This window comes from Pseudomonas sp. MF6747 (genome assembly GCF_963890955.1).
Taxonomy (GTDB): domain Bacteria; phylum Pseudomonadota; class Gammaproteobacteria; order Pseudomonadales; family Pseudomonadaceae; genus Aquipseudomonas.
This window is the reverse complement of record NZ_CAWPSZ010000045.1, coordinates 23760-41320: the sequence shown is the minus strand read 5'-3', so window position 1 is coordinate 41320 and position 17561 is coordinate 23760. Positions and strand designations below refer to the sequence as shown.

At 61.4% G+C, this 17561-nt stretch carries 10 protein-coding genes; 6 read left to right on the top strand and 4 right to left on the bottom strand.

Translation table 11 applies throughout. From position 1 onward, the window contains the following. The first annotated feature begins 1 nt into the window (after position 1). From nuoK to nuoN, 4 genes are read left to right on the top strand one after another with little or no spacing between them, the layout of a single operon-like run. Positions 2–310 carry an NADH-quinone oxidoreductase subunit NuoK gene (nuoK, locus tag AACW30_RS24165; protein WP_003219560.1) on the top strand — a complete coding sequence of 103 codons (309 nt, stop codon included), beginning with the start codon at positions 2–4 and terminating at the stop codon, positions 308–310. Next, a complete protein-coding gene (nuoL, locus tag AACW30_RS24160; RefSeq protein ID WP_200623627.1) occupies positions 307–2160 on the top strand; it encodes an NADH-quinone oxidoreductase subunit L in 1854 nt (617 codons plus the stop codon). The genes nuoK and nuoL overlap by 4 nt, the downstream gene beginning before the upstream one ends. Before the next feature lie 49 nt (positions 2161–2209). Then, positions 2210–3742 (top strand): NADH-quinone oxidoreductase subunit M, encoded by a 1533-nt coding sequence (gene nuoM / locus AACW30_RS24155; protein WP_106579875.1) that lies wholly within the window; start codon positions 2210–2212, stop codon positions 3740–3742. Positions 3743–3749: 7 nt separating this feature from the next. Next, complete coding sequence (nuoN, locus tag AACW30_RS24150; RefSeq protein ID WP_106579876.1) at positions 3750–5213, top strand: NADH-quinone oxidoreductase subunit NuoN; 1464 nt, start codon at positions 3750–3752, stop codon at positions 5211–5213. A gap of 1301 nt (positions 5214–6514) precedes the next feature. On the opposite strand, the gene AACW30_RS24145 is transcribed toward nuoN, so the two are convergent. Next, positions 6515–9148, bottom strand: coding sequence for an MGH1-like glycoside hydrolase domain-containing protein (locus tag AACW30_RS24145; RefSeq protein WP_200623624.1), 2634 nt, complete (start codon positions 9146–9148; stop codon positions 6515–6517). A gap of 147 nt (positions 9149–9295) precedes the next feature. Then, positions 9296–10705 (bottom strand): OprD family outer membrane porin, encoded by a 1410-nt coding sequence (locus AACW30_RS24140; protein ID WP_106579895.1) that lies wholly within the window; start codon positions 10703–10705, stop codon positions 9296–9298. A 290-nt stretch (positions 10706–10995) separates the two neighbouring features. Between AACW30_RS24140 and hglS the strand changes: the two genes are divergently transcribed. After that, positions 10996–12372: a 2-oxoadipate dioxygenase/decarboxylase HglS gene (gene hglS, locus AACW30_RS24135; protein ID WP_200623622.1), complete on the top strand. Its 1377-nt coding sequence runs from the start codon at positions 10996–10998 to the stop codon at positions 12370–12372. A gap of 156 nt (positions 12373–12528) precedes the next feature. On the opposite strand, the gene AACW30_RS24130 is transcribed toward hglS, so the two are convergent. Beyond that, positions 12529–12753, bottom strand: a complete 225-nt coding sequence (locus tag AACW30_RS24130; protein WP_106579897.1) for a DUF465 domain-containing protein — start codon at positions 12751–12753, stop codon at positions 12529–12531. Between the two features lie 175 nt (positions 12754–12928). On the opposite strand from AACW30_RS24130, the gene tkt reads away from it, so the two are divergent. Beyond that, positions 12929–14986, top strand: coding sequence for a transketolase (tkt, locus tag AACW30_RS24125; protein ID WP_124417872.1), 2058 nt, complete (start codon positions 12929–12931; stop codon positions 14984–14986). 54 nt (positions 14987–15040) lie between these two features. On the opposite strand, the gene uvrA is transcribed toward tkt, so the two are convergent. Beyond that, positions 15041–17560 (bottom strand): excinuclease ABC subunit UvrA, encoded by a 2520-nt coding sequence (gene uvrA, locus AACW30_RS24120; RefSeq protein WP_200623620.1) that lies wholly within the window; start codon positions 17558–17560, stop codon positions 15041–15043. Between the last annotated feature and the right edge of the window lies 1 nt (position 17561).

Sequence of the window (17561 nt, the reverse complement as noted above, 5' to 3'; positions counted from 1 at the left end):
GATGCCTGCTATCCCCTTGGAGCATGGTCTGGCGGTCGCCGGCATCCTGTTCTGCCTTGGCCTGGTCGGCCTGATGGTTCGCCGTAACATTTTGTTCGTGTTGATGAGCCTGGAAATCATGATGAACGCTGCGGCACTGGCCTTCATCGTGGCAGGTAGCCGTTGGGGCCAGCCGGATGGACAAGTGATGTTCATTCTGGTGATCAGCCTGGCAGCCGCCGAGGCCAGTATTGGCCTGGCGATCCTGCTGCAACTGTATCGTCGCTTCCACACGCTTGATATCGACGCTGCCAGTGAGATGCGCGGATGAACATGATCTTTCTGACTTTCGTATTTCCCCTGATCGGTTTCCTGCTGCTGTCGTTCTCCCGTGGACGCTGGTCGGAAAACCTGTCTGCCCTGATCGGTGTGGGTTCCATTGGCCTGTCGGCGATTGTCGCTGCCTACGTCATCTGGCAATTCAACGTGGCACCGCCCGAAGGCGGCCACTACACCCTGGTGCTGTGGCAGTGGATGTCGGTGGACGGCTTCAAGCCCAACTTCGCCCTCTACGTCGACGGCCTGTCGATCACCATGCTCGGCGTGGTGGTCGGTGTGGGCTTCCTGATCCACCTGTTCGCGTCCTGGTACATGCGCGGTGAAGCGGGCTACTCGCGCTTCTTCTCGTACACCAACCTGTTTATCGCCAGCATGCTGTTTCTGGTGCTGGGCGATAACCTGTTGTTCCTGTACTTCGGCTGGGAAGGCGTGGGCCTGTGCTCGTACCTGTTGATCGGTTTCTACTACAGCAACCGCAACAACGGTAACGCGGCACTCAAGGCGTTCATCGTTACCCGCATCGGCGACGTGTTCATGGCCATCGGCCTGTTCATCCTGTTCCAACAAGTGGGCACGTTGAACATCCAGGAACTGCTGGTGCTGGCGCCGCAGAAATTCCAGGTCGGTGACTTCTGGATCACCCTGGCTACCCTGATGCTGCTGGGCGGCGCGGTCGGTAAATCTGCGCAACTGCCACTGCAAACCTGGCTGGCGGATGCGATGGCTGGCCCTACTCCCGTTTCCGCACTGATTCACGCGGCAACCATGGTAACCGCCGGTGTCTACCTGATCGCGCGTACCCATGGCCTGTTCACCCTGGCGCCGGAAATCCTGCACCTGGTGGGCCTGGTCGGTGGCGTGACACTGGTACTGGCCGGCTTTGCCGCGCTGGTGCAGACCGACATCAAGCGTATCCTCGCCTACTCGACCATGAGCCAGATCGGCTACATGTTCCTGGCCCTGGGCGTCGGCGCCTGGGACGCGGCGATCTTCCACCTGATGACCCACGCCTTCTTCAAGGCGCTGCTGTTCCTTGCCTCCGGTGCGGTGATCGTTGCCTGCCACCACGAGCAGAACATCTTCAAGATGGGTGGCCTGTGGAAGAAACTGCCGTTGGCCTACGCCAGCTTCATCGTCGGCGGTGCCGCTCTGGCGGCCCTGCCGTTGGTGACCGCAGGTTTCTACTCCAAAGACGAAATCCTCTGGGAAGCCTTTGCCAGCGGTAACCAGAACCTGCTGTACGCAGGCCTGGTCGGTGCCTTCATGACCTCGCTGTACACCTTCCGCCTGATCTTCATCACCTTCCACGGTGAAGCCAAGACCGAAGCACACGCAGGCCACGGCATCTCCCACTGGTTGCCACTGTCGGTGCTGATCATCCTGTCGACATTCATCGGCGCCATGATCACCCCGCCACTGGCCGGCGTACTGCCGCAAAGCGCTGGCCATGCCGGCGGCGCTGCCAAGCACAGCCTGGAAATCGCCTCGGGCGCCATCGCCATCGCCGGTATCCTGCTGGCGGCACTGCTGTTCCTGGGCAAGCGTCGCTTCGTGACGGCGGTTGCCAACAGCGGCATTGGCCGTTTCCTGTCGGCCTGGTGGTTCGCCGCCTGGGGCTTCGATTGGATCTACGACAAGCTGTTCGTCAAGCCATACCTTGCTATCAGCCACATTCTGCGCAAAGACCCGCTCGACCAGACCATCGGTTTGATCCCGCTTGCTGCCAAGGCCGGTCACACCGCCCTGAGCCGCAGCGAGACTGGCCAGCTGCGTTGGTATGCAGCGTCCATGGCCGTCGGTGCCGTGCTGGTGATCGGCGCCATCGTTGTGGTAGCGGTCTGACTATGAACATTGCGTACTTTGCGAACTTGCGAAAGGAAACGAGCCCGTCATGATTCTGCCCTGGCTAATCCTGATCCCCTTTATCGGCGGCCTGCTCTGCTGGATGGGTGAACGCTTCGGCGCCACCCTCCCCCGCTGGATTGCGTTGCTGACCATGTCCCTGGAACTCGCACTCGGCCTTTGGCTGTGGGCGCATGGCGACTATTCATTTGCTCCGGCACCGGGCGTCGATCCCACCTTCGCGCTTGAATTCAAGCACGTGTGGATCCAGCGCTTCGGCATCAACGTGCACCTGGCCCTCGACGGCCTGTCGCTGTTGATGATCCTGCTGACCGGCCTGCTGGGTATCCTCTCGGTACTCTGCTCCTGGAAAGAGATTCAGCGTCACGTGGGCTTCTTCCACCTGAACCTGATGTGGATTCTGGGCGGCGTTGTCGGCGTGTTCCTGGCGCTGGACCTGTTCATGTTCTTCTTCTTCTGGGAAATGATGCTGGTGCCGATGTACTTCCTCATCGCGCTCTGGGGTCACAGTTCTTCGGACGGCAAGAAAACCCGGATCTACGCGGCGACCAAGTTCTTCATCTTCACCCAGGCTTCCGGCCTGATCATGTTGGTGGCGATCCTGGGTCTGGTACTGGTCAATTTCAACAACACCGGCGTGATTACCTTCAACTACGCCGACCTGTTGAAAACCAAGATGTCGCTGACCACCGAGTACATCCTGATGCTGGGCTTCTTCATCGCGTTCGCGGTGAAGCTGCCGGTGGTGCCGTTCCACTCCTGGTTGCCTGACGCTCACGCCCAGGCGCCGACCGCAGGTTCCGTGGACCTGGCCGGTATTCTGCTGAAAACCGCTGCGTACGGCCTGCTGCGTTTCGCCCTGCCGCTGTTCCCGAATGCCTCGGCCGAGTTTGCGCCGATCGCCATGACCCTGGGTCTGATCGGGATCTTCTACGGTGCGTTCCTGGCCTTTGCGCAAACCGACATCAAGCGTCTGATTGCCTTCTCGTCCGTTTCCCACATGGGCTTCGTACTGATCGGCATCTACTCCGGCAGCCAACTGGCGCTGCAAGGCGCTGTGATCCAGATGTTGGCCCACGGTGTTTCGGCCGCAGCCCTCTTTATCCTGAGTGGTCAGCTGTACGAGCGCCTGCACACCCGTGACATGCGTGAAATGGGTGGCGTGTGGTCGCGCATCGCCTACCTGCCGGCGATCAGCCTGTTCTTTGCCGCCGCGTCCCTGGGCTTGCCGGGCACCGGTAACTTCATCGGCGAGTTCCTGATCCTGATGGGTTCGTTCGTGCACACGCCGTGGATCAGCGCCATCGCTACCTCCGGCCTGGTATTCGGTTCGGTCTACTCGCTGATCATGATCCACCGTGCGTACTTCGGTCCGGCCAAGTCCGACACCGTCCTGCACGGGATGGATGCTCGCGAACTGATCATGGTGCTCGGCCTTGCGGTGCTGCTGATCTACATCGGCGTGTACCCGCAACCGTTCCTGGACACTTCTGCCGCGACGATGCATGGCGTGCAGCAGTGGTTCGGCACCGCCTTCACTCAACTCGCTTCGGCACGGTAAGAGCGCTATGGAATTCACGATCCAACACTTTATCGCGCTTGCGCCGCTGCTGATCACCAGCCTCACCATTGTGGTGGTGATGCTGGCGATCGCCTGGCGCCGCAATCACTCGCAAACGTTCCTGCTGTCCTGTGCCGGTTTGAACCTGGCCCTGCTGTCGATTATCCCGGCACTCAAGGTTGCGCCACTGGCGGTCACCCCGCTGATGATGATCGATGACTTCGCGCTGCTGTATATCGCGTTGATCCTGGTCGCCACACTGGCGTGCGTGACCCTCGCCCACGCCTACCTCGGCGAAGGCGGCACGGGCTACCCGGGCAACAAGGAAGAGCTGTACCTGCTGATCCTGCTGGCTGCGGCCGGCGGTATCGTGCTGGTCAGCGCGCAGCACCTGGCCGGCTTGTTCATCGGCCTGGAACTGCTGTCGATCCCGACTTACGGCCTGGTGGCCTACGCCTTCTTCAACAAGCGTTCCCTGGAAGCCGGCATCAAGTACATGGTGCTGTCGGCCGCCGGTTCCGCGTTCCTGTTGTTCGGTATGGCCCTGCTTTATGCAGAAGCCGGCAGCCTGAGCTTCACCGGTATCGGTCACGCCCTGGCCACCACCAGCATGCCTGCGCCGATTGCCCAATTGGGCCTGGCGATGATGCTGATCGGCTTGGCGTTCAAGCTGTCCTTGGTGCCTTTCCACCTGTGGACCCCGGACGTGTACGAAGGCGCCCCGGCGCCAGTGGCTGCGTTCCTGGCCACGGCCTCCAAGGTTGCGGTGTTTGCGGTGATGGTGCGTCTGTTCCAGATCTCGCCTGCTGCCAACACCGGCGTGCTGAGCAACGTGCTGACCGTGATCGCCATTGCGTCGATCCTGTTCGGTAACCTGCTGGCCCTGACGCAGAACAACCTCAAGCGTCTGCTCGGTTATTCGTCCATCGCGCACTTCGGCTACCTGCTGATCGCCCTGGTGGCGAGCAAAGGCCTGGCCGTGGAAGCCATGGGCGTGTACCTGGTCACCTACGTGATCACCAGCCTCGGCGCGTTCGGCGTGATCACGCTGATGTCCTCGCCGTTCAAAGGCCGTGACGCCGACGCCCTGTACGAATACCGCGGCCTGTTCTGGCGCCGTCCGTACCTGACCGCCGTGCTCACGGTGATGATGCTGTCGCTGGCCGGTATCCCGCTGACCGCAGGCTTTATCGGTAAGTTCTACATCGTTGCTACGGGTGTTGAAGCGCACGAATGGTGGTTGGTTGCGTCCCTGGTACTGGGCAGCGCCATCGGCGTGTTCTACTACCTGCGCGTGATGGTCACCCTGTACTTGATCGAGCCAAACCTGCGCCGTGTGGACGCCGAGCTGCACTGGGAACAGAAAGCCGGTGGCGTGATGCTGCTGGCGATCGCCCTGCTCGCCTTCTTCCTGGGTGTGTACCCACAACCGTTGCTCACCCTGGTGCAGCACGCGGTACTGGGCGTTTGATCGCTTAGGTCTATGCAGTAAACAGAACGGCGCCTTCGGGCGCCGTTTTGCGTTTTGGGGGAATGTGTTGGGCGAGGTGTCTGGAGTTCTTGGTACATGTCCGGTATTTGGGTTAGGGCTGGTATGGGTTCCGCCCTGACGGCGGGTCACTTTGGAAAAGCCCCAAAGTAACCAAAGGGCTCTTGCCCCACCACTCGGCACCTCGCTTAGGCTCGGTGTGCCCGAACGAAGGCTTGAATCCGTGGGCCGCCGTGACGGGCCATCCATGGCCCAACACGGCTAACCCGGCGTCCTGCCGGGTTACCCACGGATTCAAGCCTGCGTTCAGCCAGCGTGGTTTAACGGGGCGCCTAAGATCAAAGTCAAAAGCAGATCAAGATCAAAAGCAGAGCACGGCGGCCTAGTAGCCGACCTGAGTGGTTAGATCAAAAGCCCAAGCGCGGCGGCCTGACAGCCGGCCTGATCCCGAGAGCTGAACCCAATCAAAGGTGGGAGCTGGCTTGCCTGCGATGGCATCAACCCGGTGGGCCTGATAGACCGAGTGGCCTGCATCGCAGGCAAGCCAGCTCCCACAGAAAAACAGAGCACAGCCGTCTGGCGGCTGTACCCAGTTGGAGTGGTTAGATCAAAAGCACAGCCAAGGCTGCCTGGCAGCCGACCTGATTCTGGAGGCTGAACTCAACCAAAAGTGGGAGCTGGCTTGCCTGCGATGGCATCAACTCGGTGTACCTGATGTCCCGAGTTGCCTGCATCGCAGGCAAGCCAGCTCCCACAGAAAACAGAGCACAGCCGTCTGGCGGCTGTACCCAGTTGGAGTGGTTGGATCAAAAGCACAGCCAAGGCGGCCTGGCAGCCGACCTGATCCCGAGAGCTGAACTCAATCAAAGGTGGGAGCTGGCTTGCCTGCGATGGCATCAACTCGGTGTACCTGATGTACCGAGTTGCCTGCATCGCAGGCACGGCAGCTCCCACAGAAAAACAGAGCACAGTCGTCTGGCGGCTGTACCCAGTTGGAGTGGTTAGATCAAAAGCACAGCCAAGGCGGCCTGGCAGCCGACTTGATCCTGGAGGCTGAACTCAATCAAAAGTGGGAGCTGGCTTGCCTGCGATGGCATCAACTCGGTGTACCTGATGTACCGAGTTGCCTACATCGCAGGCAAGCCAGCTCCCACAGAAAAACAGAGCACAGCCGTCTGGCGGCTGTACCCGGTTGGAGTGGTTGGATCAAAAGCCCAGCCGCGGCGGCCTGAGCCTCCAATCGTGGCCCGAGACGCCCCGTGCCCCCAGCCATGGAGCGTGCCCTAACGAGGCTGCAACAGCAGCGCCACCAACGCACTCCAGCCAGTTTGATGCGAGGCGCCCAGACCGCGCCCGGTCTCCCCGTGAAAATACTCATGGAACAGTACCAGGTCGCGACTGGCCGGGTCCGCTTCCAGCTGCGCATACCCCGCCATCGACGGACGCAGCCCGTCCTCATCCCTCAGGAACAATCGCGTCAGACGCTGACTGAGGCCGTCTGCAACTTCTTCAAGGGACGCCAGATATCCACTCCCCGTCGGGTACTCCACCGAGAAGTTATCCGCGTAGTAGCGATGAAACTCGCGCAACGATTCGATCAGCATGTAGTTCACCGGCATCCACAAGGGCCCGCGCCAGTTCGAATTGCCGCCGTACAACCGTGAGTCCGACTCGCCCGGCTGGTAACGCGCGCACAAGGTGTCGCCATTCATCTTCAGCGCCAGTGGCTCTTGGGCAAACGCCTTGGACAGGGACCGCACACCAAAGCCTGATAGAAACTCCTGGTCATCCAGCATGCGGCGCAACAAATCCTTGGTCCGTTCGCCACGCAACAGCGCCAGCAACAGGCGATTGCCCTGCCCCGGCTCGTTCCAGCGCGACACCAACTTGGCCAAGTCCGGCCGGTGATGCATGAACCCCAGCAGCCGCTCACGCAAGCCTTCCAGACCTTCATGTTCGCGCTGCTCCAGCACCAGCACGGCAAACAATGGCATCAGGCCGACGATGGAACGCAAGCGCACCGGCTCGTTCTGGCCGTCGGGGCGGTGCAGCACATCGTAGAAGAACAGGTCCTGCTCATCCCACAGTCCTTCGGCGCTGTCGTCGACGCGGTTGATGGCGCCGGCGATGTACAGGAAGTGCTCGAAAAACTTCACCGCAATATCGACGTACACGACATTGCGCTTTGCCAGCTCCAGCCCGATCCGCATCAGGTCCAGCGCGTAGGCCGCGACCCACGCCGTGCCGTCGGCCTGATCCAGTTGGTAACCCGGCGGCAAGGTCGCCGAGCGGTCGAACAAGGCAATGTTGTCCAGGCCCAGGAACCCACCCTGGAACAGGTTGCGACCCTCGGCGTCCTTGCGATTGACCCACCAGGAAAAATTCAGCAGCAGCTTGTGGAAAATCCGCTCCAGAAAATCCATGTCGCCGACACCCGTCAACGCCTTGTCCTGCTGATACACCCGCCAACTGGCCCAGGCATGCACCGGCGGGTTGGCATCGTCAAAACGCCATTCATACGCCGGCAGTTGGCCGTTGGGGTGCATGAAGCGGTCCTTCACCAACAGCAACAATTGCTGCTTGGCGTACCCGGGATCAATCAGCGCAATCGCCACCGCCTGAAAGCCCTGGTCCCAGGAGGCGTACCACGGGTATTCCCAGGTGTCGGGCATGGAGAGGATGTCGAAGTTGGACAGGTGCCGCCAATGGATATTACGGATGTGCAGGCGCTCGGGCGGTGGCGCCGGCTGGGCAGGGTCGCCGTCGAGCCACTGGTTCACGTCGAAATAGTAGAGCTGTTTGGACCACAGCAAACCCGCCAGGGCCTGGCGCTGCACATTGCGCGCATCCTCCTCGCTGATGCCGTGTTGCAAGGCCGCGTAGAACTGATCGGCCTCCTCGCGGCGCTGTTCGAACAGCTTGCGCGCGTTGATCTGCGGCGCATCGGTGGGCGCAAACCGCAGGTACAGGCTTTTACTTTCAAGGCCCGCCAGTTCGAGGATGAAACGCGCGGCGACCTTGGTGCCCGCATCGCGGCGAATCGCCGACTGCACGCCATCAACCACGTAATCGTTGATGCCATCCTTGAACGGCCCGGGTGCCGGTTGCCCGTCCAGGCGCTGATAGTTGCTCTCGTTTTCACAGAACAACCACTCCACCCCGTCCTGGCCCCAGGCGCTGAGGTGGCGATCGGAAAGTTCATGATGACGGGCCAGCACCTGTTCGCCGTCCAGGCGCAACTGCGGCTTGGGCGCATCCAGGGTCCAGCTCCAGTCATTGCGCGCCCACACCTGGGGCAACACCTGCAGGCGCGTCGGCTGGTCCGAGCGGTTATGCACGGTGACGCGCATGAAAATATCGTCGGGCTGATGCTTGGCGTATTCGACGCTGACATCGCAGTAGCGGTTGTCTTCGAACACGCCCGTGTCGAGGATTTCGTACTCGGCATCCGCAAGCCCACGGCGCGCGTTCTCGGTGGTCAGGTCGGCGTAGGGAAAGGCCGCATGCGGGTATTTGTAGAGCATGCGCATGTAGGCATGACTGGGTACGCCGTCGACGAAAAAGTACAGTTCCTTGACGTCTTCACCGTGGTTGCCCTCGGCGTTATTCAAGCCGAACAACCGCTCCTTGAGGACCGTGTCGCGCTCGTTCCACAGCGCCAGGCCCAGGCACCAGCGTTGCGCCTTGTCGCTGAAACCGGCCAGGCCATCTTCGCCCCAGCGATAGGCGCGGCTGCGCGCGTGGTCATGCGGGAAGTAGGCCCAGGCATCGCCGTCTGCGCTGTAGTCTTCGCGCACCGTGCCCCATTGGCGTTCACTCAAGTACGGGCCCCACTCGCGCCAATGCTCGGCCTCTGGCGTCGCCAGGCGTTGGCCTTCAATCGTTTCAAGGATGTTGGTTACGGGTGTGGCCGTCATTGGGTCCTCCATCACTGACACAGTGACGGGCAGTGTAGAACCCATCCCCGCTCGGATGCACATGAAGTCTCATCCACCCCGGCAAAAAAAAGAGGCCGCTGATCAGGCGGCCTCGGTTTTTTCAACGCGGTAAACGTGCGAGCGTGCTTAGAAGATCGCGTAGGTGTAGTTGAAGATCAGGCGGGTTTGATCCTGATCCGCGGTGCCGGTGTTGTGACCGTGATAAGTACCGGTCCGGAAGGTGGTGCCGAAGCCTTTGAGCGGGCCTGCCTGCACGACGTAATCCAGGCGGAAGTCGGTTTCATTTTCTTTCTGGTCAGGGCCGCCGGCGACTTTGGACTTGATGTCCGTACCGTCCAGGTAAGCCACCGAAGCTTTCAGGCCGGGTACGTAGGCCTTGAAGTCATACGAATACTGACCAAAGTTGACTTGCTCACCCGCACGGGAGAACTGGCCAACCACGGCGTCGGTGAACAGGTAGAAGTCGCTGCCGCCCGCGCCTTGTTGCTGTGGGTCGGCGAGGCTGCCCTGGTTGACCCAGACGAAGCCGCCGTCGTCGCTCACGCCGATGTGGCCGAGCATCAGGCTGCTGCCGCCCAGTTGGTAGGTGAACGCAGCGCTGTAGGTTTTGTTGTCCACCTCGCCAGCATGCTTGGCGTAGCCACCGTTGTTGTTGAACGCGTAGCCGCTTTCGCCATTCTTGCCGTCGCTGGTGCTGTCGAAGTAGCGCAGGTCAGTCTTGAACGATTGGTCATTGCCCAACGGCAGCACGTGGACCAGGCCGAAATAGTTCTGTTTGTAGAAGTCTTGCAGGTTGGCGTAGTAGTACTGCAGCGTCAGGTTTTTCGCGATGGCGTTGTCGGACGAGCCGAACGGTTTGTAGTCCACACCACCGAACTTGAAGCTGTCGCTGTCGCGCGTACCGCCAGCCACACTCAGGCCCGTGGAGTTACTGGACGCACGGCCTTCGGCCTTGTTCAGCTCACCGCCGGTGAAGGTCACGTTCGGAATGTCGCTGGAGGTGAGGATGCCGCCGTCAAAGGTCTGTGGCGCAACACGGCTGTCGTTGGAGACCAGAATAGGCAGCACCGGGGCCAAACCACCGCCGACGTGCAACTCGGTCTGGGAAATACGGAATTTCACGTTGCCGGCGGCGCGACCGAAACTGTCGGCCGGTTCGGTGCCGTTGTTCTTGGTCGGGAAGAAGCTGTTGCCGTTCCCCGCCAGCCCTGGGCCTGCGGCGTGGCCATCGCCACCATCAAGACGCAAGGCGCCGAACGCCATGACGTCGAAACCGACACCAAGGGTGCCTTGGGTGTAGCCGGATTTGTAGTCAAAGCGCAGCAATGTCGCAGCTTCGCGCAGATCGTTGCTGGTCCCCGAGCGGTTGTCTGCGCTGTAGTACATGGTCCGCGAACTGATGGCGGCGTGGCTGTCTTCAAGAAAGCCACTGTGACCTGTGCCCGTGCCCAGAGAACCGAGCCCGAAGTCATCAGCGCAGGCGTGTTGCGCGAGCAATGCAGCGGTGATGGATAACGCCAGTGTAGAAATTTTCATGTGTGACGGCCCCTAAACATTTTTTTATGTGCGTTGTGTGCAAAACGGCGTTTTCATCCCTACAAACGTGACGATTGTTTCATGAGGACCGGGGCGCACCTCGTGAAGAATTTGTTAGAAAAGTGCCGGTGAAAATGAAATTTCGCAGCCAGCGTTTTTTGTCATATTCACGTCATCTCATTCATTTGCAGAATGAAGTCCAGAGGATTCTTCGTTTGCAACACTGGCTCAAGCTCAACAAAATCCAGCGATAGGCCAAGTTCACGCCCCTAGCCATCAGGAATTTTTCTATGCCAACCACCGCACATGTCAGCCCCGACGACATCCGTAAAGGCTTTTCCAAAGCCATGTCCGACATGTACCGAGATGAAGTTCCGCTGTACGGGGCGCTGATGGCGCTGGTGGCCGAGACCAATACCCGGGTGTTGGCCAGTGATTCCGGGCTTTCCCGGCAGTTGCAGCGCACGGGCGAAATCGAGCGCCTGGACATGGAACGTCACGGCGCCATTCGCCTGGGCACAGCCATGGAACTGGCAACCATCCGCCGCCTCTTTGCCGTGATGGGCATGCAACCGGTGGGCTACTACGACCTGACGCCCGCTGGCGTGCCGGTGCATTCCACTGCCTTTCGCGCCGTGCATGAACGCTCACTGCAAGCCAGCCCGTTCCGTGTATTTACCTCACTGCTGCGCTTGGAACTGATTGAAAACCCTGAGCTGCGCGCCTTTGCCGAAAACGCCCTGGCCCAACGCAACATCTTCACCCCTGGCGCCTTGGCGTTGATCGAGCAAGCGGAACGCGACGGCGGCCTCAACGCCGACGACGCCGAGGCATTTATTCGCCAAGCCCTGGAAACCTTTCGCTGGCACCACACCGCCACCGTCACCGGCGCGCAATACCAGCAACTGAGCGACCAGCATCGCCTGATCGCCGACGTGGTCGCGTTCAAGGGCCCGCACATTAATCACCTGACCCCGCGCACCCTCGACATCGACCAGGTGCAGGCCGCCATGCCCGGCAAAGGCATCACCCCCAAGGCCGTGATCGAAGGGCCGCCGCGTCGCCACTGCCCGATCCTGCTACGCCAGACCAGCTTCAAGGCGCTGGACGAGCCGATCGCCTTCACCGACGCGAAGGGCAGCCACAGCGCGCGCTTCGGCGAAATCGAACAACGCGGCGTCGCGCTGACGCCCAAAGGCCGCGCCCTGTACGACCAGCTGCTGAACGCTGCGCGTGACGAACTGGGCGCCTTTCCGAACGAGGCCAACGCCGCGCGTTATGTGCAGTTGATGGAGCAGCACTTCAAGGCATTCCCCGATAACCACACCCAGATGCGCGAGCAAGGGCTGGCGTACTTTCGCTATTTCGTGACCGAGCAAGGCCTGGCGGCGCGCGGCCAAGCCAATCAACCGGACACACTCCAGGCGCGGATTGCTGCGGGCCATGTGGACGTGGAACCGCTGGTGTATGAGGATTTTCTGCCGGTGAGTGCGGCGGGGATCTTTCAGTCCAATCTTGGGGATGCGGCGCAGAGTCACTATGCGGCGAATTCGAACCAGGCCGAATTCGAGAAAGCACTGGGCTGCCGAACGATTGATGAGCTGAAGCTGTACAGCGAGACGCAACAGCGCTCGATGGATGAATGCATCCAGGCGCTGCAGGCATGAAATGAAAGTGCCCACCCGGCTCACCAGCGCAATCCTTGCGCCGCAACAGTCCCCAGAGCCGGGTGGGCGGTGCGCATGATAGACAGTGAAAAGCGCTCTGTCCCTCAGACAATTCTGAACAAATATGTCCGCGCCCTGTAGGAGCGCGGACTGCAACTACACCAACTGCTGCACAATCTTGTCTTTGACCAAAAGGCGCTTCTTCTTCAGTTTTTCCAGTTCTTCGTCAGCCCCGCCTGAAGACTCGAAAGCCAGCACCTCCTTGTCGGCGGCGTCGTATTGCTCGAGCAGCGTGTTCAAACGGTCATCGCCCCTCCTGCGTTCGTGAACGACTTCCTTGGTCAAACCCAGATCCTGATACAGGTCGTGTTTCACTGGCATGGAGTACCTCCGCAAGTTGATCAATGGCCTACGCGTTTGAAGCTAGCCCATTGCGGGGGGTCTTGTCATGTCCCGGGTCATTACATCCCCGTTCGTCGTAATGCGGGCGATGCGATCAAACCTTTGCCACGCCCTGCCCTCCACTGTAGATCGCCACCCGAGGGAGAACGGTTTCATGAATCACGCTGCCACTGCTGTCGACACCCAATGCATCAACACGATTCGCACCCTGGCCATGGACGCCGTGCAGAAGGCCAACTCCGGCCACCCCGGCACGCCGATGGGCCTGGCGCCAGTGGGCTACACATTGTGGAGCCGCTTCCTGCGTTATCACCCGCAGCATCCCGACTGGCCTAACCGCGATCGTTTTGTGTTGTCAGTGGGGCACGCGTCGATGCTGCTGTATTCGCTGCTGCACCTGGCCGGTGTGGTGGAGATCGATGCTCAAGGCAAGCGCTCCGGCCAGCCGGCAATCAGCCTGGACGATATCAAGCAGTTCCGGCAGATGAGCTCCAAGACCCCGGGCCATCCCGAGTACCGCATGACCACCGGCGTTGAAACCACCACCGGCCCCCTTGGCCAGGGTTGCGCCAACAGTGTCGGCATGGCCATGGCCGAGCGTTGGCTGGGCCAGCGTTTCAACCGCGATGGCACCGTGCTGTTCGATTACAGCGTCTACACCCTGTGCGGCGACGGCGACATGATGGAAGGCATCAGCAGCGAAGCGGCCTCGATTGCCGGGCACCTGAAGCTGGACAACCTGTGCTGGATCTACGACAACAACACCATCAGCATCGAGGGCCATACCGAACTGGCGTTCAGTGAAGATGTGATCAAGCGCTTCCAGGCCTACGGCTGGCACACCCTGCACGTCACCGATGCCAACGACTTGCAAGCCTTGAGCAGCGCCCTGGAAACGTTCAAGGCCAACACCGGCGCACCGACCCTCATTGTGGTCGACAGCGTGATCGGCTACGGCTCGCCACACAAACACAACACCGCCGCCGCCCATGGCGAACCGCTGGGTGCCGATGAGATCCGGCTGACCAAGGCGGCCTACGGCTGGCCCGAGGATTCCAGCTTCCTGGTGCCCGACGAGGTCCGCACCGTGCTGCGCGATGCGCTGCTTGAGCGCAGCCAGCCGCAGTATGAAGAATGGACCCGCCACTTGTCGCAGCTGGAACAGTACGAACCGGAACTGGCGGATGAACTGCGCCGCATGCGCGCGGGCGAAATGCCCGAGCACTGGCAGGATGAACTGCCCAGCTTCGACACCGACGCCAAAGGCGTCGCCAGCCGTGCAGCCGGTGGCGAGGTATTGAATGCCTTTGCCCAACAGATTCCGTGGCTGCTTGGCGGCTCTGCAGACTTGTCGCCCTCGACCAAGACCAACCTGACCTTTGATGGCGCCGGGCGTTTCAGTGCCGATGATTACAGCGGGCGCAACCTGCACTTCGGCATCCGCGAGCACGCCATGGGCGCGATTGCCAATGGCATGGCGCTGTCGTACCTGCGCCCCTACACCTCGACCTTCCTGGTGTTCAGCGACTACATGAAACCGCCGATCCGCCTGGCGGCGATCATGGAATTGCCGGTGGTGTTTGTGTTTACCCACGACTCCATTGGCGTTGGCGAAGATGGGCCGACGCACCAGCCCATCGAGCACCTGACACAATTGCGCGCAACGCCAGGGCTGCTGACCCTGCGACCCGGCGACGCCAATGAAACCCTGGAACTGTGGAAGGTCGCGCTGGCGCAGACCCATCGGCCAAGTTGCGTGGTGCTGTCGCGTCAAGCGCTGCCGACCCTGGATCGTACGAAATACGCACCGGCGTCCGGTGCGGCCAAGGGCGCTTATGTCCTGGCGGGCGCGGACAACCCTGAAGTCCTGCTGTTGGCGACGGGCAGTGAAGTCAGCCTGGCGGTTGCGGCTTATGAGCAGTTGAAAAGCGAAGGCATTGCCGCGCAAGTGGTGTCGATGCCCAGCTGGGAACTGTTTGAAGAACAGGACCAGGCGTACCGCGACAGCGTGTTGCCACCGGCGGTGAAAGCCCGGGTCGTCGTGGAACAAGCCGGCCCGCTGGGGTGGGACCGTTACGTCGGGCAGACCGGCGCGAAAGTGGTGATGAGCACCTTTGGCGCCTCGGCGCCGTTGGCCAAGTTGCAGGAAAAGTTTGGGTTTACCACAGAGAATGTGGTGAAGCTGGCGAAGGAACAGCTGGCTAAATCCTGATAAAAAAATGCGCAAGCGGGCTGGCCCGCTTGCGCATTTCGACCTGATGGGCAGTTAAGTCAGTTCTCGTACCAGAAACGGCGCAGTGCGGCTGACCTTGCTTTTGGCCACCTTCTGCGGCGTGCCACTGGCTACCACCTTCCCGCCCTGCGTGCCGGCCCCCGGCCCGATATCGATCACCCAGTCACTCTGCGCCACGACGCGCATCTCGTGCTCTACCACCACCACCGTGTGCCCCGCCTCGACCAGATGATTCAGCTGGCTGAGCAAGCGGTCCACATCACGTGGGTGTAACCCGGTGGTGGGTTCGTCCAAGACATACAGCGTGGCGCCTCGTGCATTGCGTTGCAGCTCGGTCGCCAGCTTGATGCGCTGCGCCTCACCGCCGGACAGCTCGGTGGCCGGCTGGCCCAACCGCAAATACCCCAGGCCAATATCGCGCAACACCTGCAACGAGCGCAGCACCCCAGGCTGCTCGGCAAACACCTCCACCGCCTGCTCCACCGTCAGCCCCAGCACTTGAGCAATGCTCAACCCCTGCCATTTGATCGCCAGGGTCTCAGGGTTGTAACGCGCACCGTGACAAGTCGGGCACGGCGCATACACGCTCGGCATGAACAGCAACTCGACACTCACAAATCCCTCTCCCTCGCAATTGGGGCAGCGGCCCTTGGCGACGTTGAAGGAGAACTGCCCGGCGTCATAGTGGCGCTTCTTCGCCGCCGGTGTGGCGGCGAACAGTTTGCGCACGTTGTCGAACAGCCCGGTGTAGGTCGCAAGGTTGGAGCGCGGTGTTCGGCCGATGGGTTTCTGGTCTACCTGCACCAGGCGCCGGATCGACTCCAGGCCCGCACTGATACGCCCGCCGCTGGTTTGCGGGGTGTCGTCTTCCAGGCTGGGTTCTTCGTCGGTTTCCACCACACGACCCAACCCCGCGCTCACCAGTTCCAGCAGCGCCTGGCTGACCAGGCTGGATTTGCCCGAGCCCGAAATACCCGTCACCGCCGTAAAGCACCCCAGTGGGAAGTCCACGCTCAGGTCATTGAGGTTGTTGCGCGTCACGCCTTCGAGCTTCAACCAACCGGTGGGCTCACGGCGCGACTGGCTCGGCGGGCGCCGCTCGGCGAACAGATATTCCCGCGTCTGCGACGCCTCGATATCCGCCAGGCCCGCGGGCGGGCCGCTGTACAGCACTTGCCCGCCGTGCTCGCCGGCAGCCGGCCCCACGTCGATCAGCCAGTCGGCGCGGCGCATGGTTTCCAGGTCGTGCTCAACCACAAACAGCGAATTGCCTGCGGCTTTCAAGCGCTCCAGCGCGGTGAACAACGCTTCGCCATCCGCCGGGTGCAGACCCGCCGACGGTTCATCCAGCACATAGATCACCCCGAACAACTGCGAGCCCAATTGCGTGGCCAGGCGCAGGCGCTGCAGCTCGCCGGATGACAACGTCGGCGTACTGCGCTCCAGGGACAGGTAACCCAGGCCCAGCTCGATCAGGGTGCTCACGCGCTCAAGCAAATCTTCGGCGATGCGCTGGGCGGCCAGGCGTTTTTCCACCGACAGTTTCATCTTGTCCTGCCCCGCCGCGACCGGTCGCAGCAACTCCGCCAACTGCGACAGCGAGAGTTGCGACAACTCACCGATATCCACCCCGGCGAATTTCACCGACAGCGCCGCCCGGGTCAGGCGTTTGCCCTCGCACAACGGGCAGGCGCTGCCCTGCATGAACTGCGAGACGCGCTTTTTCATCAGCGCACTCTGGGTGTGGGTGAAGGTGTGCAGGATATAGCGCCGCGCGCCGCTGAAGGTGCCCTGGTAACTGGGTTCGAGCTTGCGCTTCAAGGCCGCGCGGGTCTGTTCGGGCGTGAAGCCTGCGTACACCGGCACGGTCGGGGTTTCTTCGGTGAACAGGATCCAGTCGCGCTGTTTTTTCGGCAGGTCGCGCCAGGGAATGTCCACGTCATAGCCGAGCGTCACAAGGATGTCGCGCAGGTTCTGTCCTTGCCACGCCAACGGCCACGACGCCACCGCACGCTGGCGGATGGTCAACGACGGATCGGGCACCATCAGCGCCTCGGTCACCTCATACACCCGGCCCAGGCCATGGCACTGCGGGCACGCGCCCTGGGGCAGGTTCGGCGAAAAGTCCTCGGCGTACAGCATGGCCTGGCCCGGCGGATAACTGCCGGCCCGCGAGTACAACATGCGGATCAGGCTCGACAAAGTCGTGACGCTGCCCACCGAAGAGCGCGCACTCGGCGTGCCGCGCTGCTGCTGCAGGGCCACAGCCGGAGGCAGACCTTCGATGGAATCCACATCCGGCACGCCGACCTGATCGATCAGGCGCCGTGCGTAAGGCGCTACCGATTCGAAATAACGACGCTGGGCTTCGGCGTACACCGTGGAAAACGCCAGGGATGATTTGCCGGAGCCCGAGACGCCGGTGAACACCACCAGGGCGTCCCGCGGAATGTCGACATCGACGTTTCGCAGGTTATGTTCGCGAGCGCCGCGCACTCGCACAAAGCCAGGGTGCTGGCCGGTGACTGGAGGGATGTTGCGCTGTGAAGTCATG